We start from the raw sequence: 23,647 nt of genomic DNA, 5'->3' as shown, positions 1-23,647 counted from the left end.
GGCGATCTCAGCAGTCCAGGAACTTCACCTCGTCCGCCGCGTACCTCATGTCGCTGGCGCTGAAGAGCCCGGACAAGCCCAGCAGGGTGCAGCGGCCGACGGCCAGGTACACCGGAATCCCCTGCACATACGCGCCCATCCGGCCCTTGTCGGAGAACCGTCTGGCGAACGCCGCGCGGTCCAGCAGGTCGCCGAAGCGCTCCATCAGCGGGCTGTTGATGTAGACGCCGCCGCGGGCGGCGAACATCAGGGCCGCGTCGCCGGCGAAGGCGCCGAGCAGGGCGCTGAAGATCGACACCGCCTCGCGGGCCCGCGCGTCGCCGTCGCGGGCGCGGGACAGGATCACATCGTCGCTGTCGGTATCGCCGCCCAGCGCCATATGGATGTCCGCCAGTCCCTGCTGCGACAGGAAGTGTTCGGCCGAGACCCGGCCGTACTTGATCTGCAGGGCCGAGAAGACCGGGACCTCGCGCGCCTCGCCGGGCGTGAAGTCGATGTGGCCGCCTTCGCTGACCACCGGGACCCAGCCGTCGTTGCGATGTGGCGACAGGCCCGCGACACCGAGGCCAAGATTGGGGCCGATCACCGCGATCGGCGCGTTCTTGGCCGGCTTGCCGGCGTGGATCAGGGTCATGGCGGTGTTCGCCAGTCGCGGCGCGCCCAGCGCGCAGGCGGCGAAATCGTTGAGCAGGGTCACGCGTGGGGTCTTGAGCACCGCTCTCAGCCACGACTGGGTCACCGTGAAGTCGCCAGCCGTCAGAGCGATCGCGCCGTCGATCTCCGGACCCGCGCCGCAGACCGCCGCGCCGATCAACTCGCCATGGCCGCCCTTGGCGAGGGCGGTGGCCAGGTGCATCTCCAGTTCGCGCAGGGACCCGCAGGCCAACTCCTGGTGCGCGCGGGGCGGATCGCCAGGACGCACGACCGCCAACGCCAGGTCGCGCCCGTTCACGTCGGCCAGCAAGACCGATCCCTTAGCCATGTCGTTTCCTCGCACGGCCGGATCTTCTGTCCGGCTTCGGTGAACCCTGTTGTACCGGTAACATGGACCGGCAAATGGCGATATCCCTGAAGAACGGCGTTATGACAGGGTTGTCACCACCAAAGTCAAACCCCGCCTCCCGCTCCTGCCGCGTTAACCTTCACGACTAAATCCTAAATTTAGACGGCCGATTAACCGCGGCGTGCGTTTATCCCCGCATGGCGAAGTACGCGTCAGGCGGCGATCACGATCGACGGACAGCCGTCCGTATTCAGACTCAGAGATCCGGCAAGATCCTGTGTGGCGCCTTCGCATGGGATTGCGTGATCCGCGACCTGTCGAGCAGCGGCGCGCGCATCCAGATGCTGTCCGGCGCCGCCCCGCCGGGAAAGGCGCAACTGGTCGATCTGGTCGCTGGCCTGGCCCACGACGTGACCGTGGCCTGGCAGCGCGATCGCGAGGTGGGCATGCGCATCGTCCGCACCTACGACCTTCGCGGCCTCACCCCCGCCATCGCGGGCGCCGCCAAGCGGATCTGGCTGGCCTCGCAAGCCGGTGTCTCGACAGGGTAAATGTGAAAAAGACCTCGGCCCGCGAGCCGAGGTCTTCTCATTTTTCGCTAGAGCGGGGCGCGCTTGAGCGGAGCGCGCCTAGAGCCTGTCCCGTTTGGATGGATCCGTCTAAACGGGATAAACAGGCTGTAGAATCAAACGTTTAGAGCCCTTTTGAATGCTCAAGATGGTTCCATCTAGAGCTAAAGGGCTCCGGCCTCAGGCGGTTTCGCGAGAGGCTTCGTCGGCCATCGCACGCACCAGGTCCAGAACCTGACGACGAACGCGGCCGCGACCGATGCGTGGGAACACCTCGGCCAGCTCCAGGCCTTCCGGCGTGGTCAGGAACTCCTGAACCACCTTTTCGGCGTGCTGGGCGGCGTCGTCGACTTGCGCGCCGCTCATCGGATCGGCCAGGCCGTCGAAGAAGAACGACACCGGGACCTGCAGGGTCTTGGCGATCTCGTAGAGCTTGCTGGCGCTGACGCGATTGGCGCCGCGCTCGTACTTCTGCACCTGCTGGAAGGTCAGGCCCAGGCTGTCGGCCAGCTGTTCCTGGCTCACGCCCAGCAGCTTGCGACGCATGCGGACACGGCCGCCCACGTGCAGGTCGACAGGGTTGGGGCGTCGGCCTTCTGTTTCTTCGCTCATCTGTTTTCCGCCTCCAACGGTTGTTCGGAGAAAATGACACGACCGTGACGTCGGCGGAAGCTGGGGCGTTCATAGCGCGGCGTTACGTCGCGATGGTCCAGCTGGCCTCCCCGATCCGAGGAAGTTAGCCGCCAAGGAGACGATTCGCCGCCAACCGAAGGGCGATCCGCTGCCGCCCAGCGCGAGTGGCCAAAGTCCGTGTGCGGCCCGTTCCTATCGGAACGAACCGCACGCCGCAAATTCTTATGCGTGAAGGGGCGACCCGTCGGCGCGGCCCTCCCAGATGCGCCGCGCCTCTCCGGTGCTGTCGTGCAGGCGGAACAGGGTCTCGGCCGCCAGGGTCTCGTCGCGCGGGGCGCCGGCGGTCAGCTGTGGCGTCATGGCGCGAGTGACCTGGCGCTGCACCGAGGCCAGATCGCCGAACGCCATCATGTCCAGGGCGTCGATCTCGTAGCCGATCGGCGATTCACGGCCGATCGCCTCCAGCACGCGGTCCAGCAGAGCCTGCGAGACGGCGATCTCGGAGCCCGCCACCACGCCGTATGCGTAGGGGCGCGGAATACCGACCAGACGGGTGTCGATCGGCGAGTTGAGGATGCCCGGATAGAGCTGCATGTCGATCATGCCCACGAAGCGGGTCACGCCCCGGCGCAGGGCCAGTTCGAAGGCGGCGGCCCAGCACTCGAACACGCGCTCGCCCCGGCCGGGGCCCTTGCGCCGGCGATAGGCCTCGGTGGTGAACAGGCGCGAGGCCTCCCAGATGTCGGCGCCCTTCTTGGGCGTTTCGCTGGGCGCGATAAGGTGAGCGAACTTATCGGCCAGCATGCAGCGGTCGTCGGTGGGCCGCAGGCGCAGGCCCACTTCCAGCTCGAGGGCGTCATTGAAGCCCAGCAGATAGATGGCGCGGTGGTCGTCATAGTCGTCGACCTCGCCGCCATCCAGGACGACGAGGTCGACCCAGCCGTTCTTCTCGACGCACTGGCGCCGGCGTTCTTCGTGCATGGCCCAGAGCTGCGGGCCGTACAGATGACGGTTCTCGGAAGTGATGATGTGGATCATGGCCGGCCCCCAAAGCTGGCGAAAACAGGAACGGCCTGCATTAGGGGGCATGATCCGGCGAACGGACGATAGGCCAAACGGCCTAAGCCTTGCGCGCGGAGGGTGCTTGTCAGGGCCGCGGGGGTCTGGGTTAGAGTTTGGAGAGCAACCCCAGCTCACCCGCCTTGAGCACGGCTTCCTGGCGCTTGACTACGCCCAGCCGCTTCTTGGCGGCCTCGATGTGGTGATGGACCGTGCGCGGCGACAGCTGCAGGATCGCGCCGATCTCCCAGTCGGTCTTGCCGCGGCTGGCCCAGTACAGGCACTGGGCCTGGCGCTCGGAGATGACCCCGTAGTCGGGATTGTCGTCCTGCATTTCCCAGTGCTTGAGCATGATCGCGCCGAACACCGTGGCCAGGCTGTCGATGACCGCGCGCGCGGTCGGGTCGGTGGTGGGGGCCTCGGTCGACATGCGGATCAGCACTTCCTGGCCGGCCGGGCCGAAGACGCGCACGACATAGCCGTCGTTCATGCCCAGCTCGGAAGCCTCGCCCCACATGGACTGGGCGCGGCCGTCGCCCAGCGGCTTGGCGTCGGTCCAGGCGAACGAGCGCGGCGACTTCAGGAGGAGCTTCACGCACGGATCGTGGACGACGTAGCGTTCGCTCCAATAGCGCTGGTCCCAGCCCTCGAAGTCGCGGCGGCTCAGCGTCGGCGGCTCCTTGCCATAGTGCTCGGCATTGACCAGGGTGGCGCAGAACTTGTCGTAACCGAAGGCCCCGATCGCCTGGGCGAAATGGCTTTCCACCTCATGGGCCGAGCCCAGGTGCGGCGCCTGGCTGAGAAACGCCCAGGCCTGTTGTTCCGCCGTATTCAGCACTCGAGACGCTCCGTACTCACGCTGAGAGCGAAGCTAGGCTGGGATACGCCTCGGCGCCAAGCGTGTGCTATCCAGGGTAGCGTCGGAAAGCGGCGTCCAATTGTCGCCGGATGCGCGGGCGCGGCTAGAGCGCGTTAGGTTTAGGTGTGAACGGGTAAACCGCTCGACCGCGCTCTAAGTCTATGAATTAGAGCTTGTTGATCTGGTTTCTAGGCGGCGGCTTCTTCGCCGTCTTCGTCCTCGCCCAACAGGGCGCTCAGCACGGTGGCCAGGCGCTCGGGCTTGATCGGTTTTTCGACCACGTCCTGCATGCCCGCGGCGATGTAGGTCTGGACGTCGGCCGGATCGGCGTTGGCGGTCAGGGCCACGATCGGCACGCCGCCAGCGCGGCCGCCGATCTCGCGGATGGCGCGGGTGGCGGCGATGCCGTCCATGCGCGGCATCTTGATGTCCATCAGGATCAGATCGAAGCGGCCGCCCTTGGCCATCTCGACGGCGTCGACGCCATCGACGGCCTGCTCGGAGGTGCACTCGAACATGTCGCACAGCGCCTCGGCGACCATGCGGTTGGTGGCGTTGTCGTCGACGATCAGGATGTGGGCGGCGCGGGAGGCGACGGCCTGCTCCTCGTGGATCTCGGCCTCGGCGGCGGCGGCCGCGAGCGTCAGGCCGAAGCCGACGGTCAGGCCGGCGCCGCGATTGGCCTCGGCGTGCAAGGGACCGCCCATGGCGCGCAGGACGCGGTGAGCCAGGGCCATGCCGACGCCCAGGGCCATCTCGTTACGGTCTTGCAGGCTGGACGGGCCCAGAGGGTCGTTGATCCGGGCCAGGCGCTCGTCGGCGTGGCCCTCGGTGTTGTCGCGCACCAGGCCTTCCAGACGGATCTGGTCGCCCTCGGCGCGGGCCGTAAGGCGGGTCTCGATCATGCCGCGGCCGGCGGCCAGGGCGTTCTCGATCAGGATGTCGAACACCTGCAGCAGGCGCTCGCCGTCGACCTCGACCCCGCATTCCGGATCGCCGTTGTAGGAGACCAACAGGGTGGAGCCGCCCTCATGGGCGCGTTCGGCCCAGCGGGCCTCGACCGCGTCGGCCAGGTCGCGCAGGCGGGTGGGGGTGGGGGCGAAGGTCAGTTGGCCGCGGGACGAGCGGTGCAGGTCGATGGCGCGGTTCACGGTCGCGCCCATGTCGCGGCTGGTGTCGCCGATGGCGCGCACGAACGCCGAGGCGTCCGGCGTCAGGCGCTGCTGCTCGAGGCGTTCGGTGATGGCCAGCACGCCGTCCAGGTGGGCGCCGATGTCGACGGCCATGCGCTCGGCCATGCCCATGGCGTCGCGGGCGTCGCGTTGACGCCGACGGTGAGAGGCGAGCAGCGAACCCAGGCCGCCGACGCCCACATAGCGGCCGGCGGCGTCCACGGCGATATAGGCGGTGCGGAAGACGGGCGTGGGGCTGTCGGCCAGGGTGTTGACGAAGCTGCTGGCGTCGGTCTGGGCCGCGACGATACGCGGCGCGGTGTCCATGACCTCGGAAATCGGCTTGCCGGCGAGAGCTTCCTCGGCGACCCGCATCATGCCCTGCAGAACGTCGCGATACACCAGGCCGACCGGCGCGCGGCCGGCGTCGACGATCGCCAGCGCCGGCATGGCCGGATCGGCGTCGAACATCGCGGCCGCCTCGGCGCAGGACGTGCCGGGCGCGATCGGGTCGCTCAGATCGATCAGACGGTAAAGCGTTTCCATGCGGCGTTTCGCTGGGATTTGGAAGGACAGCTTGCCCTAGCCGGCCTTGCGGAGTCGTTAAGTTGGGCGCGGTCGCGGCGCGGTAATCGTGGGAAATCGCTCACCTTTCCGCCGAGCCTCCGGAGCCCCGACGAAAAAGGGACGGCGGATGACCCGCCGTCCCCTCCATTTTCTTGCGTAACCAGACCTACCAGGACTTGGTGATCGACACCCCATAGAGGCGCGGCTCGGCGGTGATCACGTTGGTGAACAGGCCCGAGCTGTCGTCGGTGGTGTAGGCGTCGACGATCGGCGTCTTGTTGCCGATGTTCTTCACATAGGCGTCGATCGAGACGCCCCATTCCGGCTTTTCCACCTTCAGGGTGATGTTGCCGTTGTCCCACGACTTCAGGCGGTCGTACTCGGTGTTGTACACGCGAGCGAACTGCTGGCTCTGGCGGTAATAGTCGCCGCGCAGGGTGGCCGACCAGCCGGAGGGCAGCTCGAAGGTGTACTGGGCGCCGAGCGAGGTGGTCCAGTGCGGCGAGTTCGGCAGCTCATTGCCCGACAGGTTCGCCGCCGTGCCTTCGATCGAGTAGCCGGCCCCGTAGGTGTAGAGGCCCGTGGCGTTGGCCAGGAACGCCGCGGTGGGCGCGGGGAGGCCCGCGCCGCCGGCCGCGGCCGGGGCCGACAGGAACGCCTGATAGGCCGCCGCCCCCGAGCAAGCCCAAGGCAGGGTGGCCCCGGCGCCGGCGCCCAGGATGGTGGCGACGCCGGCGGTGGCCAGCACGCAGTTGGCGCCGACGGCCGACGAGTTCGGACCCACCTTCACGACCGTATAGGCCGGGTTGGACTGGGTGCGGTTCATCGTGTCGATCGAGGTGACCCCATCGCCGATCTTGGTGTGCAGATAGCCGATATTGGCGTTCAGCTTCAGGTTCCGGACCGGCGACCAGATGCTTTCCAGTTCGAAGCCGTAGACCTTGGCGTCGACGTTCTCGTTCACCGAGGTGCGGTTCACGATCTTGGAGATCTGATAGCCCTTGTAGTCGTACGAGAAGCCCGTGGCGTTGATCAGCACGCTGCCGCCGGCCAGGGTGTTCTTGGCGCCGATCTCGATGGCGTTGACGAACTCCGGGTCGAAGGTCTGGCGGATGCCCACCGCCCCGGCCGGGACGCCCGGATTGATGCCGCCGCCCTTGTAGCCCTTGGAATAGAAGGCATAGAGCAGGGTGTCGTCGGTAAAGCCCAGGTGGGCCTTGTAGTCCACGCCGATGCGGCCCGTGGTCTCGTTGAAGCGGGCGCGCTGGTCCGGGTTGGTCGGGTTCAAGGTCAGGCCGTAGCCGGGGGCCAGCAGGACGGTCGAGTAGTTCTTGACCGCCTTCTTGTCGCGGGTCTGGCGCAGGCCCAGGGTGAACTTCAGGTCCTCGCTGGCCTGATAGTACAGCTCGCCCATCACCGCGTCCGACACCAGGGTGTAGGGCGTGCGGTTGTCATAGTAGTTGTGGCCGTCGCCGGTCGGGTCGGCCGCCGTGTCGATGCCGATGCAGTTGGCGGTGGTCGCCGGGTTGCAGTTCGGATTGCCGGTCTTGGAGAAGTTCAGGGCCAGCGACGACAGGGTCAGCGAGTTGCCGATCACGTAGTAGTCGGTCAGCGTCCGATAGGTGAAGTGGATGGCGCCGACGGTGAAGTTCAGCGGGCCGTCGAAGGCCGACTGCAAGCGAAGTTCCTGGCTGAACTGTTCCGAACGGCCCGACGAGACGTCGATGGTCGTGAACTTGTTGGTATTGCCCACCTGCGGGTCGTTGAAGAACCCGCCCGGCGTGAAGGGCGTGTTGTTGAAGGGGACCGGCGAGACGTTCCGGTTGTAGTCCTGCTTCGTATAGACGCTGCCCTTGCTGTAGGCGGTCATCGAGGTGGCCGTCAGGGCGTCGGTCAGGTCGTAGGCCAGGGTGAGCTGATAGACGTTCGAGCCCGACCGGTAGAGCGGATCCAGCGCCGTCTCGATCTCGCGCAGGTTCGTCGAGGTGGTGTCGCCCAGGTTCGTGTCGCCCGAGGTGAAGCCGAAGATGTTGCCCAGAAGGCCCGTCAGCGTGCCCGAGGTGTTGACCGTGCCATAGGCGCTGGCGCCGTACAGCGAGGCGGGCAGACAGCCCTGGGTCAGGAAGCCGCGCGCCGCGCCCGTCGGCACGCCGCCGACCGTGGCCGGGCCGTTGTCCTTGGTGCAGAGCTGCTTGCCGGTCCGCGCGCGGTTGTCGTTCTCGTGGAAGCGTTCCCACAGGAAGTTGGTGCGCAGCTTGTCGGTCGGATTGAACATCACCTGGACGCGGGTCGAGTAGAGGTCCCGATCGTCGACGACGTGGTTGTTGAAGGTGTTGGTGACGAAGCCGTCGCGCTTCAGCGAGGCGCCCGACAGGCGGACGGCCAGCTTGTCGCCGAAGATCGGTACGTTGACCATGCCGCGCAGCTTGACCGAATTGTAGTTGCCGTACTCGGCGCGGACATTGGCCTCGAACTGGTCGGTGGGCTTGGCGGTGATGACGTTGACCACGCCGCCGGTGGCGTTGCGGCCGTAGAGGGTGCCCTGTGGGCCGCGCAGCACTTCCACGCGCTCCACGTCGTAGAACTCGGCCTCGAACAGGTTGCCCGACTGCATCGGGGCGTTGTTCAGGTGGACGCCGACGCCCTGGTCGGCCGAGGCGCCGACGGCCTTGGCCCCGATGCCGCGGATCTGGAAGTTGAAGCTGTTGGTGAAGTTGCTCTTGGCGAAGCTGACGTTCGGAATCGCCTGCTGAAGGTTCGGACCGCCGTCGATCTTCTGCGCTTCGAGGGAGTCCTGGCTGAACGCCGACACGGCGATCGGCACGTCCTGGAGCGCTTCTTCCTTCTTCTGGGCGGTGACGACCAGCTCTTCGATGACGGTGGTGTTCTGCTGCGCCGGCTTGGCGGCCTGCTGGGCGAACGCGGGGACGGCGAAGCCGGAGATCGCGACCGCCGAAGCGCCCATGACCAATAGGCTCCGCATACGCAGAGTTTGCGACATTGAATTCCCTCCCTGGACCCGGGCGGCGCCTTATGAATGGAGCCTGCGAGGGCCGATGTTTCCTCGGCGCCGTACTGTTCTCACCACGCGGGCGTACGGCGAACCCATCGCAGCATTCCGAGATTGCATACTTGCGTTTGAAAGCTGTCAACTGGCGCATTCGTAAGTGAACAGCGATAGGTTACGCCTTTTCACTTTCCAGGAGGCGGTGTTCTCCCGGTACGGGTGCGTTTTGATTGATTAGAAGATCAAGTTTGGTGTTTCCGTAACGGAACTTGGCGCCAAGGGGCGCCAATATATCTCGCAATGGCGAGATATGACTGGGTTTGGCGGGTAAAAGATCTCGCTCTCATTCGTCGATTAAGTATCGCATGAGTCGGCCTGGCGCGCTCCCGATGCCGCCCCTGGCGGTTCCGGCTTGGCCTTGCCTCGTGTAGAGGAGGGGCCATGTTCCCCCTTTTCCACCTTGAGAGGCTCGCATGAGCCCGAATACGTCCACTGGCGCGCTCGTTCTGTTCTCCGGCGGCCAGGACAGCAGCGTCTGCCTGGCCTGGGCCCTCGAACGCTATGAGCGCGTCGAGACGGTCGGCTTCGACTACGGCCAGCGCCACGTCGTCGAGATGGAGGCCCGCCAGGCCGTGCGCCGCGAGGTCGCCGCCCGCTTCCCGCAATGGGCCGATCGCCTGGGCGAGGATCACGTGCTGGACATCCGGAGCTTCGGCGCCGTGGCCCAATCGGCCCTGACCGCCGACCGCGCCATCGAGATGACCGAGCGCGGCCTGCCCTCGACCTTCGTGCCGGGCCGCAACCTGGTGTTCCTGATCTACGCCGCCGCCCTGGCCGACCGTCGGGGCATCGAGGCCCTGGTCGGCGGCATGTGCGAGACCGACTTCTCGGGCTATCCCGACTGCCGACGCGACACCTTGGACGCCCAGCAGAACGCCCTGAACCTGGGCATGGACCGCGACTTCCGGGTCGAGACCCCGCTGATGTGGCTGACCAAGGCCCAGACCTGGGCCCTGGCCAAGGCGCTGGGCGGCGAAGACCTTGTTCAGCTGATCATCGAGGAAAGCCACACCTGCTACCAGGGCGAACGCGGCGAACTCCACGCCTGGGGCCATGGCTGCGGGACCTGCCCGGCGTGCGAGCTGCGCGAGAAGGGCTATGTCGAGTGGGTCGCGGCGGGACGCGAGGCGCTCGGTGCGTGAGAACCTCGTCCTTCGAGAGGCTCAGGATGAGGTTCTCAGCCTGACCGTCCGCAATAGTCCTCATCCTGAGCTTGTCGAAGGACGAGGACGGGCCAAGGCGGTCGGCGCATGACCTACTCCGTCAAGGAAATCTTCCTGACCCTGCAGGGCGAGGGCGGCCAGGCGGGCAAGGCGGCGGTGTTCTGCCGTTTCGCCGGCTGCAACCTGTGGAGCGGCCGTGAGCAGGACCGCGCCAAGGCCGTCTGCACCTTCTGCGACACCGACTTCGTCGGAACCGACGGCGAGAACGGCGGCAAGTTCGCCACGGCCGAGGCCCTGGCCGCCGCCGTCGAGGCCCAGTGGACCGGCGGACCGGACGACCGGCTGGTGGTCTGCACCGGCGGCGAGCCGTTCCTGCAACTGGATAACGCCGTCATCGCGGCGCTGCACGCGCGCGGGTTCCAGATCGCCTGCGAGAGCAACGGCACGCTGGAGGCCCCGGCGGGGATCGACTGGATCTGTATCAGCCCCAAGGCCGACGCGCCGGTGGTCCAGACCTCGGGCCAGGAGCTGAAGCTGGTCTTCCCGCAGGACAAGGCCATGCCGGAGCGCTTCGCGGGTCTGGATTTCGAGCGGTTCTACCTGCAGCCGATGGACGGTCCGGATCGCGACCGGAACACCCAGCTGGCGGTCGCCTATTGCCTGGCGCACCCGCAATGGCGCCTGAGCGTCCAGACGCACAAGTATCTGGGCCTGCCCTAGGCCTTAGCGCTAGCGGCGATAGTCGTCGCGATCGCGGTCCTTCTTGCCGTCGCCCGGGATCACCGCCTTGCCGGTTGCGACGACGGCCTTGCCCGCGCCGCCGACGACCGCGCCGGTGACGCCGATCGCCGTGCCGGCCACGGTCCCGACGGCGGCCGCCGCGAGGCAGCCGGTCTGAGAGAGCGCGACCATCGTCAGGATGGCGGCCAGGGGCGCGACGCGGGAAAGCGGAGCCAGGCGGCGAAGGGTCATGGTGAAGCTCGCAAAACGCTGTTCACCACGTTCTAACCGGCTAAAGGTTTAAATTCTCCGCGTCGGATGGCCGCGACCCGCCTCGGCGTCGTCCACATAGAGCGCCCGCTTGTCGTCTTCGCGCCTGCGCTCGCCCCGGTAGCGCGGATCGGCGCGGCGGCGACGGTCAGGGCCGAAATAGTCGCCCGCGCGGACGAACGGGCGGGGGTTCTCGATCAGCAGGGTCAGGCGGTGGATGACCCCGCGCGCCGTGACCGGCTTGGTCAGGAACTCGTTGACCCCGGCGTCGCGGGCCTCATGCACCCGGCGCTCGGTCGAGTGGCCGGTGATCATCACGATCGGCACGAACGGGTTGGGGCTGTCGGGCGACTGGCGGACCAGCTGGACGAAATCGATGCCGTCCAGGCCGTTCATCGACAGGTCGGTGAACACCACGTCGATCGCGGTGGAGCGCAGGATCGCCAGCGCCTCGGCGCCGTCCATGGCCTCGAACACATAGCGCACGCCGATCGCCCGCAGGATCTCGATCAGCAACATCCGCATGTGCTGGTTGTCGTCGACCAGCAGGATTTTCAGGAGATCGAACCGCACGCGCCGAGCCCCCCGTCCTCGCCTAACGTATCGCAACCATAGCGTGTGTCGTTCGCGCGCCAGGGGATACGCGTATTGAGCCATACCTTTGCAATCGTATGCACGTCAACCCGAAAAGCCGAGCCTAATCAGCGACCAGGGCTCGGAAATCGTGGCTTTCGACCTTTGGTCACTCTTATTGGCGGCTCGCGCCGGGCGCGAATACGCGGCCGCCCGTCTGGCCCCGATGGCGCAGGAAGGCGTCGGCCAGCACGCAGGCGGTCATGGCCTCGACCACCGGTACGCCGCGGATGCCGACGCACGGATCGTGGCGGCCCTTGGTGCGCAGGTCGATCTCCTGGCCGGCCTCGTTGAGGGTCTGGCGCGGGATAAGGATCGACGAGGTCGGCTTGAAGGCCACGCGCGCCACCACCGGCTGGCCGGTCGAGATGCCGCCCAGCACGCCGCCGGCGTGGTTGGACAGGAATACCGGCTCACCGTTGTCGCCCAGCCGCATGGCGTCGGCGTTGTCCTCGCCGGTCAGGGCGGCGCTGGCGAAGCCCTCGCCGATCTCGACGCCCTTGGCGGCGTTGATCGACATCAGGGCGGCGGCCAGTTCGGCGTCCAGCTTGCCGTAGAGCGGCGCGCCCCAGCCGGCGGGCACGCCGACGGCCTCGACCTCGACCACGGCCCCGGTCGAGGAGCCGGCCTTGCGGATCGTCTCCAGGTGCTCTTCCCAGACTGGTATGATGGCCGGGTCCGGCGACCAGTAGGGGTTCTGTTCGGTCTGGCTCCAGTCCCAGTTGTCGCGGTTGATCGCGTGCGGACCGATCTGCACCAGGGCGGCGCGCACGGTCACGCCGGGGATCACCAGCCGCGCCACCGCGCCGGCCGCCACGCGGGCCGCCGTCTCGCGGGCCGAGCTGCGCCCGCCGCCGCGATAGTCGCGCACCCCGTACTTGGCGAAATAGGGATAGTCGGCGTGCCCCGGGCGGAAGGCCTGGGCGATCTCGCCATAGTCCTTGGAGCGATGGTCGGTGTTCTCGATCATCAGGCTGATCGGCGTGCCGGTCGTGCGCTGGCCGTCGGTGCGCTCGTCCTCGAACACGCCCGACAGGATGCGCACGGCGTCCGGCTCCTGGCGCTGGGTGACGAACTTGCCATTGCCTGGGCGGCGCTTGTCGAGGAACGCCTGGATCATCTCGGCGGTCAGGGCGATGCCGGGCGGCACGCCGTCGACGACGCAGCCGAGCGCCGGGCCGTGGCTTTCGCCCCAGGTGGTGACGCGGAACAGGTGACCGAAGGTGTTGTGCGACATGGCGGGGGGTTTAGCGGAAACGTCGGGCTGGGCAAAGCCGCCGGGCTTAACACTCAAGCTCAAATGCTCGTTTGAATAGAATTAGATTTAAAAAACCTTATAGATTGTATTTCGAGGGGTGGCTGGTACCTTGGCGCTCGGCGTCGATCCCCGGAATGGGACGCGCCGATCACTCACGAAAAACCGATGGGAGAAGCAAATGACCAGTGGTGTGGCGAACTTTGCGGGTGATTGCGGCGAATGCTCCGACCGGGGCAAGTACCACAAGGCGACCTGTCCCGGCGGCATGCAGGTGGGTCAGTCGGCGACGGTGAACGGCAACTCGCCGCAGAACTGCGTCGTGGCCAACGACAAGGGTACGGTGTTCGGGATCGAGCTCCTGTCGAACGCCGGCTTCTACAGCTACCAGGTTCGCGTCGACGCCCAAGGGCCCAGCGGCGCCTTCAGCGGCTCGATGTACCTGGCCTTCGAGGACGAGACGCACGACGTCTACTATCTGAGCATCTACTCCTCGCGGCGTGAGTCCCACACCGTGTCGTTCAACAGCAGCTCGCCCAACATCATCGCGATCTACTGGAGCGACTACGATTTCACCGTGAAGACCGGTGACGCCGCTCGCGCCAAGGCCGACTTCAAGGTCCTGAGCCCGGCCTGACACGGCTCGGCGCCGGCGGTGGGGGCGCGACCTCCGCCGCCTAGCCGCGCGCCTTCGCGGCGCTAGACGCCAGGCTTGAGGAAGACGTTCAGGGTCACGCGCGACTTGCCGCCGGTCGAGTGGTTGACGACGTCCAGCCGCTCGATCGCCCCGTCGGGCAGGGTGGTGGGATCGAAGCCGGCCGGCGGGGTGTCGCCGTTCAGCAGCACCGTCGTCTCGGGGGCTCTGAGCCGACCGCGAACCTGGACGTGGCCGTGATAGGTCGAGACCTGGCCGTCCGGAACCTTCAGCCTGCCCTTGACGATCTCGGCGTTGCTGACGCGGACCATGTCCGAGCGGATCTCGACATACTGGCCGCTGCCGTTGTCGCTGATGACGGTCCGGCTGCCGCGCTGGTTCTCGCCTTGCTGGGCCAGGGCGATCGAACCGCCGGCGACCACGGCCATGGCGAGCAGGCTGGCCAGGCCCAGCAGGGCGCGGCGGGTGAAGCTGGCGGGGTCCTGGGGATGGGTGATGGCTCGCAGGCGCATGGCGGTCGGCTTTCGTCCTTTGCCGGTGAAGGCGGGATGCAGGGCGGGTGCGGCGCGGCCGCGCAACACCGCGATCAGGGCCTCGGCATAGCCGTGGCGGTCGGCGGGGCTGGCGCCGTCCAGGGCCAGGGCGTCGCTCAGCTCCTCGCGGGTGGCGGCGGCGCGAGCGCGGATGGCGGCGAACGGCGGGACCATCCAGAACAGCCCGCCCAGCAGGTGCTCGGCCAGAAGCCGCCAGTTGTCGCCACGCTTCAGATGCGCCAGCTCGTGGGCGCAGATCGGCACGAGGCGGTGGACATCCAGGCGTTCGACCAGCTCGGCGGGCAGCAGGATGACCGGTGTCGTCAGGCCGGCCAGCAGGGGCTGGTCGATCACGTCGCTGACCTTCACCTCGGGCCGGCCGGTGTCCAGCCGGCGGGCGGCGGCGCGGACGGCAAGGGCCAGCTCCTGTGAGACGGGACGGGCGTCGCGGACGATGCGCTCGAGCTTGGCGCGACCGGCGATCTGGCGGGCGCCCGCGACGGCCAGGCCGCCCAGCGCGCCCAGGATCAGCACGGCGCTCAGCATCTCGCCGCTATCGACCGTTGGCAGGGCGCGGGTCGACAGGTCATGGACCACGGCGCCGGCGGTGGCCGCGGCGCGGGTGGTCATGGCGACCTGATAGACCGGATCGGTGGTCTCCTGGGGCAGGGCCGAGACGCCGACCATCAGGGCCAGCACCGTCGGCGGCAGGGCTACCGCCCGGTTCCAGGCCTTGACCCGGGTCAGGGGATCGCCGGTCAGCTTGTCGGCGGCCTTGCCGAGCACCCAGCCCAGTCCGCTGGCCGGCCAGGCGGCGGCCAGGCCGAGGGCGGCGGAGGCGAAGAGCGCGTTCATGGGATCACTCCACGAGCTCGAGATCTATTTCAGCGGGTCGTTCAGAACGACGTTGACGGTCGGATTGCCGGACTTGGCGTTGGTCACTTCCACGCGCTGGATGACGCCCACGCGCAGGTCGGCGGGCTGGAACCCGGGCGAGGCCGTCGCGCCGTTGACCCTGACGACCACGTTCACCGGGTCCAGCCGGCCCCGCACCTCGACGTCGCCGATGAAGACCACCTTGTCTTCCTTGAGCGAGGTCTCCTGGCTGTCGGCCCGGAACTCGAGGCCGGTCAGCTTCGACTTGGGGCGAGGATTGGGCTGGGGATTGGGGCGCGGGTTCGGGTGTGGGTCGGGATGGGGATCGGGATGCGGATTGGGCCGTGGGTTCGGGTTAGGTCCCGCGCGCACCCGCGTCGGCGCCATGGGCGCGAGCGCGGCCAAGGGCGGGGGCGCCGCCGCCGCCGCCGCCGCCGCGGGAGCCATCGGGGTCAGGGGCGACAGAGCGGGCGCGGCCGCGACGGCCTCCCGGGCGGGAGCGGCTTCGGCCGCCGGCGCGGCCGCGAGCGCCGGGGCGGCGTCCATGGCCGGCGCCGCTTCCGCCGCTGGCGCGGCGTCCTCGGCGGCGATGGCCGCGACGGCCTCCGCGGCCGCGACCGTCTCGGGCGAAGGCGGCGGAGCCAGGCGGCGGGCTTGGGCGGCCAGCGCCAGCGAGCCGGCGCCAGTGGTGGCCGTGAGCGCGGCGCCCAGCGCCAGGGTCAGGCCGACCCGCAAGCCCGAGGCGCGGCCTCGGGGCTGCAGGATCGCCGACAGGCGCAGGGCGGCCAGATCGCGGTCGCGACCCGTGAAGGCCGACTCGAAGGCCAACTTAGGCGAGGGCTGGGCGTTCATCTTCAGGGCCTCGACAAGCGCGCGGGCATAGTCGCGGCGGGCCTCGGGGGGGGCGCCGTCCAGGGCGGTCAGGTCGCAGACGGCTTCGCGCGCGGCCAGCATCCGACCGCGCAGGGCCTTGACCGGCGGGACCAGCCAGAACAGGCCCGCCAGGGCTTCCTCGGCCGGGATCCGCCAGTTGTCGCCGCGACGCAGGTGGGCCAGCTCGTGGCCGCAGACCAGCTCCAGCCGGCGGGTGTCGCCGCTTTGCGCCAGCGCCTTGGGCAGCAGGATCACCGGGCGGCGGGCGCCGGCCAGCAGCGGTTCGGAGACGGCGTTGCTGATCCGCACGCGCGGCGCGCTGACCCGCAGGCGGGCGGCGCGCAGGCGGACGGCCTCGACCAGGGCGAAGTCCTGGCACGGCTCGGCGGTCGCGCGGACCTTGGCCAGGCGACGGCGGCCGCGGTTCCAGCGCCAGCCGCGCGTCAGCAGGCCGGCGGCCGAGAGGCCGACCAGGCTCCAGGCCAGGCCGTTGGTCAGGGCGGGGGAGGGAGCCCACGCCGGAGTGGCGGATGTCGGCTCGGTGGAGGCGATCGTCTCCACCACGGCCATGCGGACCGGTCCCGGAGCGATCGAGGCGGCCGGCGCGGCCTTCTCGATCGACGCCGGGACGAAGGTCAGGGCGATGGTCGCGGCCAGGGCGCCGGCGGGCAGAGCGTAGGCCAGGCTCCAGGCGGCGGCGCGCGGGCGCGGATCTTCGGTCAGGCGCTCGACCAGGCGGCCGAGGCCAAAGCCCAGGGCGCCGACGGGCCAGGCGGCGACCAGGCCCAGGGCGGTGGAGGTCAGCAGCGGATGCATCACTTGGCCTCCTTGCCGCCGGAGGTCTGGATGGTGTTGAGCAGGGCTTCCAGTTCCTCGATCTCGGTCTCGGACAGGATCTGGCTGCCGGCGAAGGCCGAGGCGGGCAGGCGGCCGTCGATCTCGAGCAGCCCTCGCAGGCGGTTCAGTACCCCGCCGATCACGTCGACCTTGCCCGTCCGGGCCTCGTAGACCGCCAGGCCGTGCACCGAGCGACGGACCAGCAGGCCCTTGGCTACCATCCGCTCCAGCACGGTGCGGGTGGTCGAGGCGCTCCAGCCCAGCTCGGGCTCGATCAGGCCCTGCGCCTCGCGGGCGCTCATCGCACCGCCGCGCCAGAAGGCCTTCAGCACTTCCAGTTCCAGGTCGGAGGGTTCGGTCATTGGGATGGGGACCTCAGTGATGTCGCGAGTACGCTACAAATGTCACGAACTCGCGTCAAGCGTGGTGATCGATGTTCTCTAGTGACAAGCGTGACAGCTTGATTTACGCATGTACACCTGATTTACGCACGTGAGTTCAGTCATGGCGACCGACCAAGTCCGCATTGTCAAAGTGCCGCTCGAAGGGCGCGCGCCCAGCCGCTGGCGCTGGGTGGCGGTCGCTCTCGGTTTCGCGGTCCTGATCGGCTTGGGCTTCGCGATCATGGCGCGCCATGACAGCGCGGTTCAGGTCCAGCGGGACGCCTTCTGGCGCGTCGAGGGCCCGCCGTGCGCGCCGCTGGAGCCTCAGGTCTTCCGTAGTCTTCGTAGGCTGCCGCAGGCCACGCCCTATGACGACGTGTTGTTCCGGCGCCTGGGCGGGACGATGACCTGCACGCACCTGATCGACCGGACGGGCGGCGCGGCGGCGCGCTATCCGGTCTGCAAGTTCAACGCGCCCGACTATCTGGTCGTGTCGGTCGCAGGCCGTGACCGGTTCTACGACCTGACCGGCGGACACTCCGCCGCCGTCGAGGTGCGCGGCGGCCAGGTGCGTTGCGCGGTCATCCCGCCGTTCCGGATGTAGTCGCCCGCTTGCGCGTTCCGCATTCTCATAGCAAGCTATATAGCCTGCTATGAGTCTGGAGGCGCGCGATGGAAGTCGATCTGCTGGCGGGGTTTGGCGTGGGATTCCTGGGCAGCCGCCTCAAGCGCCTGGCCGAGCGGATGCAGGCCGACGCGGCCGAGGTGGCGCGGTCCTTGGACCTGCCGGTGCAGCCGGCCCAGATGTCGCTGCTGATGACCATCCGCCTGCATGGCCCGATCGCCGTGGGCGAACTGGCCCAGCGCCTGCGACTGGCCCAGCCGACCGTCACCCGCGCGCTCGGAACCCTGGAGCGCGACGGCTTCGTCGAGGCCCGCCGTACGCCGGGCGACGGCCGCTCCAAGCGCCTGGCGCTGACGGAAGCGGGCGAGGCCTTGATGGTCCAGGTGCAGACCGAGCTTCTGCCGCGCATCGAGCCCGCCGCCGCCGAACTGGTCGAGGGGCTTTCCGGCGACTTCATGCAGGGCCTGGCCAAGGTCGAGGCGCGGCTGGACGAGGCCTCGCTGTTGACGCGGATCCAGGCGGCCGGGCCGCCGTCCCTGTGGGCGCGCGACTTCTCCGACGACCTCGCCGAGGCCTTCTACCGGATCAACGCCGAGTGGATTCAGGACATGTTCGTCCTGGAGGACAACGACATCGCCCTGCTGTCGCGGCCGCGCGAACTGATCCTCGACAAGGGCGGGGTGGTGCTGTTCGCGCAGACGGCCGAGCTGGGCGTGGTCGGGACCTGCGCCCTGATGGTCTCGAAGGACGGCTGGGTGGAACTGACCAAGATGGGCGTCCTGGCCAGCGCCCGGGGGCTGAAGGTCGGCGAGTTCCTGCTGGCCAAGACCCTGGAGCGCGCCGCCAGCCTGGGCATGGACAAGGTCTATCTGCTGACCAATCGCAAGTGCGGGCCGGCCATCCACCTCTACGAGAAGCTGGGCTTCGTCCACGACGCCGAGATCATGGCGATGTTCGGGGCGCGCTACGAGCGTTGCGACGTGGCCATGTCGTACCGCCCGCGCGGCTAGGCCTTGGCGAGGACCTTCCGGGCCAGCCAGCGCCGGACCGGCTGGTCATAGAGCTTGAGGCAGGCCCAGGCGATCGCCACCGCCAGCACGAACACCCCGGCCCCGACCAGCGCGCCCTGGGCCGGCCCGACCTTCCTGTCCACGACCCAGCCGGTGTAGATATAGATCAGCGGATAGTGGGTGATGTAGAGCGGGTAGGACAGGTCGCCGAAGAAGCGGGCGATCCGCACGCTGGGACCCTCAACATCCTTTTCGCCAGCCCCGATGGCGACGATCAGCGGGAACAGCAGGATGATGCAGGCGGCTTCATAGAGGCCGTTCACCCAGCGAAGCTCGCCCACGCCGAAGCGCGGCAGGGACAGGCCGGCGATCAGCAGCAGGCCGCAGACGGCGAAGGCGTTGGGGACCTTGATCCGCTTGCCCAGGCGCATCAGCAGCACGCCGGCGAAGAACGGGAACATCACCCGCGTCAGGCCGATCTGGACGCCGCTCCTGTCCAGCGCCCAGCCGCCGATCACGTCGCCGCGCGGGCCCAGGACCAGCAGGCCGATCAGCGCCAGCGCCGACACCGCGACCAGCGCGGCGAGCCAGCGGTTCGACAGCTTCCGCAGGCCCACGGCATAGAGGATGTTGGCGATGTACTCGTAGAACAGCGACCACTGCGGTCCGTTCAGCGGATAGATCTCGCCCCAGCCGCGCGGCTCGGCCGCCGGGGTCATCGGGATCATCACGAAGCTCAGCAGCACCATCAGCAGCACCTGCCAGGCGGTGACGGTCGCCAGCTTGGGGAACAGCGACCAATGCTGGAGGCCCAGCAGGGCCGCGCCGATCAGCGCGCCGACGATGATCATCGGCTGCAGGCGCACCAGGCGGCGCTTGTAGAATTGCCAGACGCTCATGCCGCCCCAGCGGTCGTCATAGGCGTAGGCGACCACGAAGCCCGACAGCAGGAAGAAGAAGTCCACCGCCAGGTAGCCGTGATTGATGATCTGCCGTTCCGGATCGCCGCCGGCATGGGCCTCGAACAGGTGGAACAGCACCACCATCAGGGCGGCGACGCCCCGCAGTCCATCAAGGATGACGTAGTGGCTCTTGGCGGGCGCGGTGGCGTCGGTCGAGGTCGTGGCGGCGTCGGAACTCATGCGCGATCAGGGCCTCCCCGCCCCTTTTCAGTATTGGGCGGGAGGCTTGCTGTATTCGTCGGCGGACGACAAGGGGGTTTTCGAATTTGTCCCTAGGACAAATTCAAGGATCACTTCGCCGGCTTGCGCGTGAACGCGACCTTGTCGTCGCGCAGGATCAGGGCGCCGTGGTCGGGATCGCTGAAGACGATCCTCAGGTCCTGGGCGGTGATGAAGAAACTGCTGGGCGTGTCCGGAAACAGCGGGTCGACGACGCCGGTCCAGATGTCGGCTGCCAGCCGGTCGCCATCGCGGCGAAGGGTGAAATCGCCGCCCTCGCCGATCGTGAAGGTTCCGACGAACTTGGCCTGCTCGGCCATCGGCGCCGGAATGACGGGACGTTCGATGGGGTGATAGTCGGGCCAGCCATATTCGACCGCGACGGCGCGGACGATCGCCTCGCTGAGCTGATAGCCCTGGTCGCCGTTGGTCAGCACGACGACGCCGTCGCCGGTGTCGGGATAGGCCAGGATCACCGCCTTGTACCCGGCGTTGGATCCGTTGTGGTAGAAGTACTTGCGCGCCGTGGCGCCCTGGACCGACAGGCCAAGGCCGTAGCCCGACTTCACCGGCGTCAGCATCTCGCGAGCGGTCTTCGGCGACAGGACGTGGCCGGTTTCGCCGTTCGCGGACTTCGCCAGGTCGATCACGAATTTGGCCAGGTCGTTGGCGGTGGTCCACAGGCCGGCGGCGGCCATTTCCGGATAGGTGTGGGGACCGCCCGCGACGAGCGCGCCCTTGGTGTCGTGCGGCCAGGCGGCGTGGGCCGCGCGCGCGGCGTCCAGCGGCTGGTCCTCGGTGCTGCGGGTCATGCCGATCGGCGCGAACACCTTGTCGCGGACGATGGCGGGGAAGGTCTGGCCCGTGGCGTCGACCATCATCTGCTGGGCGATCGAATAGCCTCCGCCGGAATAGCGATAAGCGCTCCCCACGGCCTGGTCGACGACGACCGGCGCGGAGTTGGCGGGGGCCGTCCCGCTCAGCACCTTGGGCAGGGTCGGAACAGGCGCACCGGCCGCGTAGCCGGCGAAGCCATGCACGCTGGTCCCGGCCGTGTGCGACAGCAGCGCGCGCAGGGTGACCGGCGTGGTCGCGGTGAAGGGGCTGGCCGGCAGGGTCCAGCTCTTGAGGGTCTTGTTGACGTCGGTGTCCAGCGACAGTCGGCCGTCCTGGACCACGGCCAGGGCCGCCATGGCGGCGACCGGCTTGCTGACCGAACCGGCTTGAAACAGCGTGTCGGCGGTGACCGGTTCGCCGCCCAGGCGGGTGACGCCGAAGCCGCGCGCCCACTCGACCTTGCCGCCCCTGATCACCGCGATGGCGACGCCCGGCACGTGCAGGGCCGCCATCCGGTCCTGAAGGCTCTGCTTCGCCGGCGGCGCGCCCTGGATCTCGACGGCGGATCGCAAGCCGGTCGTCACGCCCCGGACATGCTGCTCGACCGTCGGACTCGCCGCCCAGGTGGGCGCCGCCGCGACGCAGATCAGCGCCGTCATCGCGGCCTGTCGGATCATGTTCATGCGGCGCACCCCTTGTGTGGCAAGGAGTTCAGGCGTTCCGGGCCGCGAGGGCAACACAACAATCGGTAATGTACGCTCGCGCCTAGTCGACCTTGGCGAGCACCTTCCGGAGCGTCTCGACCATCCGGTCGATGTGCGTCTTCTCCAGGATCAGCGGCGGCGACAGGGCGATGATGTCGCCCGTCACCCGGATCAGCAGGCCTTCGTCGAAGCAGGTCTCGAACGTCTCCATCGCCCGGGCGGTTGGCGCGCCGTCGCGGGGAGCGAGCTCGATGCCCGCGACGAGGCCGAGGTTGCGGATGTCGATGACGTGGCGGGCGTCGGCCAGGCTGTGCATGGCGTCCTGCCAGTAGGCCTCCATCGACGCGGCGCGGTTGAAGAGGTCGTCCTCCTGATAGGTCTCCAGGGTGGCGAGGCCCGCCGCGCAGGCCAGGGGGTGGGCCGAATAGGTGTAGCCGTGGAACAGCTCGATCGGCGCGTCGGCGCCCTCGAGCATCGTGTCGTAGATCTGGGTGGAGGCCGCCACCGCGCCGCACGGGACCGTGGCGTTGGTCAGGCCCTTGGCCAGGCAGATCAGGTCGGGCGTGACGCCGAAGCGGTCGGTGGCGAACGGGGCGGCCAGGCGTCCGAAGCCGGTGATCACCTCGTCGAAGATCAGCAGGATGTCGTGCTTGTCGCAGATCGCCCGAAGGCGCTCCAGATAGCCCTTGGGCGGAACCAGGACGCCGGTGGAGCCGGCCACCGGCTCGACGATGACCGCGGCGATGTTGGAGGCGTCATGCAGGGCGACGATCCGCTCCAGGTCGTCGGCCAGGTGGGCGCCGTGCTCGGGCTGGCCCTTGGCGAAGTGGTTGCCCGGCACGCCGTGGGTGTGGGGCAGGTGGTCGACGCCGGTGAGCAGGGAGCCGAAATACTTGCGGTTGGTCGGGATGCCGCCGACCGAGATGCCGCCGAAGCCGACGCCGTGATAGCCGCGCTCGCGGCCGATCAGCCGGATCTTGGTCCCCTTGCCCCGGGCGCGGTGATAGGCCAGGGCGATCTTCAGCGCCGTGTCGACCGACTCCGAACCGCTGTTGGTGAAGAAGATCCGGTCCAGCCCCTTCGGCGTGATCTGCGCCAGGCGCGAGGCGAACTGGAAGGCCAGCGGATGGCCCATGTTGAAGCAGGGGGCGTAGTCCATCTCGGCCGCCTGGCGCTGGATGGCTTCGCGGATCTTCGGGCGATCGTGGCCGGCGTTGACGCACCAGAGGCCGGCGGTGGCGTCCAGCACCTCGCGGCCCTCCGGCGTCTTGTAGATCATGCCCTTGGCGGACGAGAGCATCCGGGGATGGGCCTTGAACCGGCGGTTCGGGGTGAACGGCATCCAGAAGGCGTCGAGGTCGTTGGCGCTGGGCATGGCGGGTCCTTCGCGAGAGCCTTGCATTGTGATCGCAATTGAGCCCCTCTCGTAAAGAGAGCTTTTATGGCCGCGCTTGGAGGGGCGGTGGAAAAGATGGTTCAGACCCGCCGTCCGCTGGCCGACCAGACCGCCGTTCATGACCAGGTCTATGAGGCGATCCGCCAGGCCCTGATCACCGGCCGGATCGCCCCCGGCAAGGGCGTGTCGCTGCGCAGCCTGGCCGCCGAACTCGGCGTCAGCCCCATGCCCGTGCGCGACGCCGTGCGCCGTCTGGTCGCCGAGCGGGCCCTGGCGATCAATCCGGCCAACAAGCGATTGTCCGTCCCATCCCTGACCGCCGACCGGCTGGAGCAACTGTCCCTGGCCCGGCTATGGGTCGAGCCGGAGCTGGCGGCCCGCGCCGCGGCCCACGCCGACGCCGGCCTGGTTCGCCAGCTGCAGGCGATCGACGCCGATGTCGACGAAGCGCTGCGGCTGGGCGATGTCGACCGCTACATGACCGCCAACCACGCTTTCCACTTCGCCCTCTATGAGCGGGCGGGGGCGGACGTACTGCTGTCGATGGCCGGCGGCCTGTGGCTGCAGGTCGGGCCGTTCATGCGGGTGGTGTTCGGCCGGGTGGGAGCCGATGGCCTGGTCGCGGATCGCCACGCCGAGGCCATCGACGCCCTGAAGGCCGGCGACGCGGACGGCGCCCGCCGCGCCATCGCCGCTGACCTGTCCGAAGGCATGGACAAGATGCGCGTCGCGGTAGACGCGGCGAGATAAAGTCGGATGCTTGACAC

Annotated in this window: 22 protein-coding genes; 7 read left to right on the top strand and 15 right to left on the bottom strand. The window is 68.4% G+C overall.

Features of this window, described 5'->3' with window-relative positions; all coding sequences use genetic code 11:
• Positions 1-7 precede the first annotated feature (7 nt).
• On the bottom strand, positions 8-982 hold the full coding sequence (locus AC1RNC_RS12600) for a glucokinase (protein WP_492886692.1): 975 nt from the start codon (positions 980-982) through the stop codon (positions 8-10).
• A gap of 218 nt (positions 983-1,200) precedes the next feature.
• Here AC1RNC_RS12600 and AC1RNC_RS12595 point away from each other — a divergent pair, with 218 nt between their 5' ends.
• Entirely contained in the window at positions 1,201-1,554 is a 354-nt protein-coding gene (locus AC1RNC_RS12595; RefSeq protein ID WP_492886690.1) for a PilZ domain-containing protein, read from the top strand.
• 198 nt (positions 1,555-1,752) lie between these two features.
• Here the strand turns inward: AC1RNC_RS12595 and AC1RNC_RS12590 are convergent, their stop codons facing one another.
• The 5 genes from AC1RNC_RS12590 to AC1RNC_RS12570 all read right to left on the bottom strand — a co-directional run bounded on the left by AC1RNC_RS12590 (position 1,753) and on the right by AC1RNC_RS12570 (position 8,863).
• Positions 1,753-2,184: a helix-turn-helix domain-containing protein gene (locus AC1RNC_RS12590; protein WP_492835922.1), complete on the bottom strand. Its 432-nt coding sequence runs from the start codon at positions 2,182-2,184 to the stop codon at positions 1,753-1,755.
• 243 nt (positions 2,185-2,427) lie between these two features.
• A complete protein-coding gene (locus AC1RNC_RS12585) occupies positions 2,428-3,243 on the bottom strand; it encodes an acyl-homoserine-lactone synthase (RefSeq protein ID WP_492835920.1) in 816 nt (271 codons plus the stop codon).
• 130 nt (positions 3,244-3,373) lie between these two features.
• Complete coding sequence (locus tag AC1RNC_RS12580; RefSeq protein ID WP_492835919.1) at positions 3,374-4,102, bottom strand: helix-turn-helix transcriptional regulator; 729 nt, start codon at positions 4,100-4,102, stop codon at positions 3,374-3,376.
• 209 nt (positions 4,103-4,311) lie between these two features.
• On the bottom strand, positions 4,312-5,841 hold the full coding sequence (locus tag AC1RNC_RS12575) for a response regulator (protein WP_492886687.1): 1,530 nt from the start codon (positions 5,839-5,841) through the stop codon (positions 4,312-4,314).
• Positions 5,842-6,028: 187 nt separating this feature from the next.
• Positions 6,029-8,863 carry a TonB-dependent receptor gene (locus AC1RNC_RS12570; protein ID WP_492886685.1) on the bottom strand — a complete coding sequence of 945 codons (2,835 nt, stop codon included), beginning with the start codon at positions 8,861-8,863 and terminating at the stop codon, positions 6,029-6,031.
• Between the two features lie 479 nt (positions 8,864-9,342).
• Here AC1RNC_RS12570 and queC point away from each other — a divergent pair, with 479 nt between their 5' ends.
• Positions 9,343-10,071: a 7-cyano-7-deazaguanine synthase QueC gene (gene queC / locus AC1RNC_RS12565; protein ID WP_492886684.1), complete on the top strand. Its 729-nt coding sequence runs from the start codon at positions 9,343-9,345 to the stop codon at positions 10,069-10,071.
• A gap of 108 nt (positions 10,072-10,179) precedes the next feature.
• Positions 10,180-10,812, top strand: coding sequence for a 7-carboxy-7-deazaguanine synthase (gene queE, locus AC1RNC_RS12560; protein WP_492886682.1), 633 nt, complete (start codon positions 10,180-10,182; stop codon positions 10,810-10,812).
• Positions 10,813-10,821: 9 nt separating this feature from the next.
• Here the strand turns inward: queE and AC1RNC_RS12555 are convergent, their stop codons facing one another.
• From AC1RNC_RS12555 to aroC, 3 genes are all read right to left on the bottom strand, one after another.
• Positions 10,822-11,064, bottom strand: coding sequence for a hypothetical protein (locus AC1RNC_RS12555; protein ID WP_125155904.1), 243 nt, complete (start codon positions 11,062-11,064; stop codon positions 10,822-10,824).
• A 48-nt stretch (positions 11,065-11,112) separates the two neighbouring features.
• Positions 11,113-11,655 (bottom strand): response regulator, encoded by a 543-nt coding sequence (locus AC1RNC_RS12550; protein WP_492886680.1) that lies wholly within the window; start codon positions 11,653-11,655, stop codon positions 11,113-11,115.
• A gap of 175 nt (positions 11,656-11,830) precedes the next feature.
• Positions 11,831-12,952: a chorismate synthase gene (aroC, locus tag AC1RNC_RS12545; protein WP_492886678.1), complete on the bottom strand. Its 1,122-nt coding sequence runs from the start codon at positions 12,950-12,952 to the stop codon at positions 11,831-11,833.
• A gap of 199 nt (positions 12,953-13,151) precedes the next feature.
• Here aroC and AC1RNC_RS12540 point away from each other — a divergent pair, with 199 nt between their 5' ends.
• On the top strand, positions 13,152-13,607 hold the full coding sequence (locus AC1RNC_RS12540) for a hypothetical protein (RefSeq protein ID WP_492886676.1): 456 nt from the start codon (positions 13,152-13,154) through the stop codon (positions 13,605-13,607).
• Between the two features lie 62 nt (positions 13,608-13,669).
• Here AC1RNC_RS12540 and AC1RNC_RS12535 read toward each other — a convergent pair whose 3' ends face one another.
• The 3 genes from AC1RNC_RS12535 to AC1RNC_RS12525 are packed head-to-tail and all read right to left on the bottom strand — an operon-like array spanning position 13,670 to position 17,106.
• The gene (locus AC1RNC_RS12535; RefSeq protein WP_492886675.1) at positions 13,670-15,013 is read right to left on the bottom strand and encodes a M56 family metallopeptidase; all 1,344 of its coding nucleotides are present in this window, start codon (positions 15,011-15,013) and stop codon (positions 13,670-13,672) included.
• Between the two features lie 24 nt (positions 15,014-15,037).
• Positions 15,038-16,723 carry a M56 family metallopeptidase gene (locus AC1RNC_RS12530; RefSeq protein WP_492886673.1) on the bottom strand — a complete coding sequence of 562 codons (1,686 nt, stop codon included), beginning with the start codon at positions 16,721-16,723 and terminating at the stop codon, positions 15,038-15,040.
• Complete coding sequence (locus AC1RNC_RS12525) at positions 16,723-17,106, bottom strand: BlaI/MecI/CopY family transcriptional regulator (RefSeq protein ID WP_492886672.1); 384 nt, start codon at positions 17,104-17,106, stop codon at positions 16,723-16,725. The genes AC1RNC_RS12530 and AC1RNC_RS12525 overlap by 1 nt, the downstream gene beginning before the upstream one ends.
• A 142-nt stretch (positions 17,107-17,248) precedes the next feature.
• Between AC1RNC_RS12525 and AC1RNC_RS12520 the strand changes: the two genes are divergently transcribed.
• Entirely contained in the window at positions 17,249-17,731 is a 483-nt protein-coding gene (locus AC1RNC_RS12520) for a hypothetical protein (RefSeq protein WP_492886670.1), read from the top strand.
• Between the two features lie 68 nt (positions 17,732-17,799).
• The gene (locus AC1RNC_RS12515) at positions 17,800-18,762 is read left to right on the top strand and encodes a bifunctional helix-turn-helix transcriptional regulator/GNAT family N-acetyltransferase (RefSeq protein ID WP_492886668.1); all 963 of its coding nucleotides are present in this window, start codon (positions 17,800-17,802) and stop codon (positions 18,760-18,762) included.
• Here AC1RNC_RS12515 and AC1RNC_RS12510 read toward each other — a convergent pair.
• The 3 genes from AC1RNC_RS12510 to aptA form a co-directional block, all read right to left on the bottom strand.
• Complete coding sequence (locus tag AC1RNC_RS12510) at positions 18,759-19,904, bottom strand: acyltransferase family protein (protein ID WP_492886667.1); 1,146 nt, start codon at positions 19,902-19,904, stop codon at positions 18,759-18,761. The genes AC1RNC_RS12515 and AC1RNC_RS12510 overlap by 4 nt on opposite strands.
• Positions 19,905-20,014: 110 nt before the next feature.
• On the bottom strand, positions 20,015-21,463 hold the full coding sequence (locus AC1RNC_RS12505) for a serine hydrolase domain-containing protein (RefSeq protein WP_492886665.1): 1,449 nt from the start codon (positions 21,461-21,463) through the stop codon (positions 20,015-20,017).
• Positions 21,464-21,545: 82 nt separating this feature from the next.
• Positions 21,546-22,859, bottom strand: coding sequence for an omega-aminotransferase AptA (gene aptA / locus AC1RNC_RS12500; RefSeq protein ID WP_492886663.1), 1,314 nt, complete (start codon positions 22,857-22,859; stop codon positions 21,546-21,548).
• A gap of 96 nt (positions 22,860-22,955) precedes the next feature.
• On the opposite strand from aptA, the gene AC1RNC_RS12495 reads away from it, so the two are divergent.
• Positions 22,956-23,630 (top strand): GntR family transcriptional regulator, encoded by a 675-nt coding sequence (locus AC1RNC_RS12495; RefSeq protein WP_492887216.1) that lies wholly within the window; start codon positions 22,956-22,958, stop codon positions 23,628-23,630.
• Positions 23,631-23,647: the final 17 nt, after the last annotated feature.

The organism is Caulobacter sp. GW822-FHT01G02 (assembly GCF_058802865.1).
Note: the sequence above shows the minus strand (reverse complement) of the source record. Positions and strands in the feature narration are given on the sequence as shown.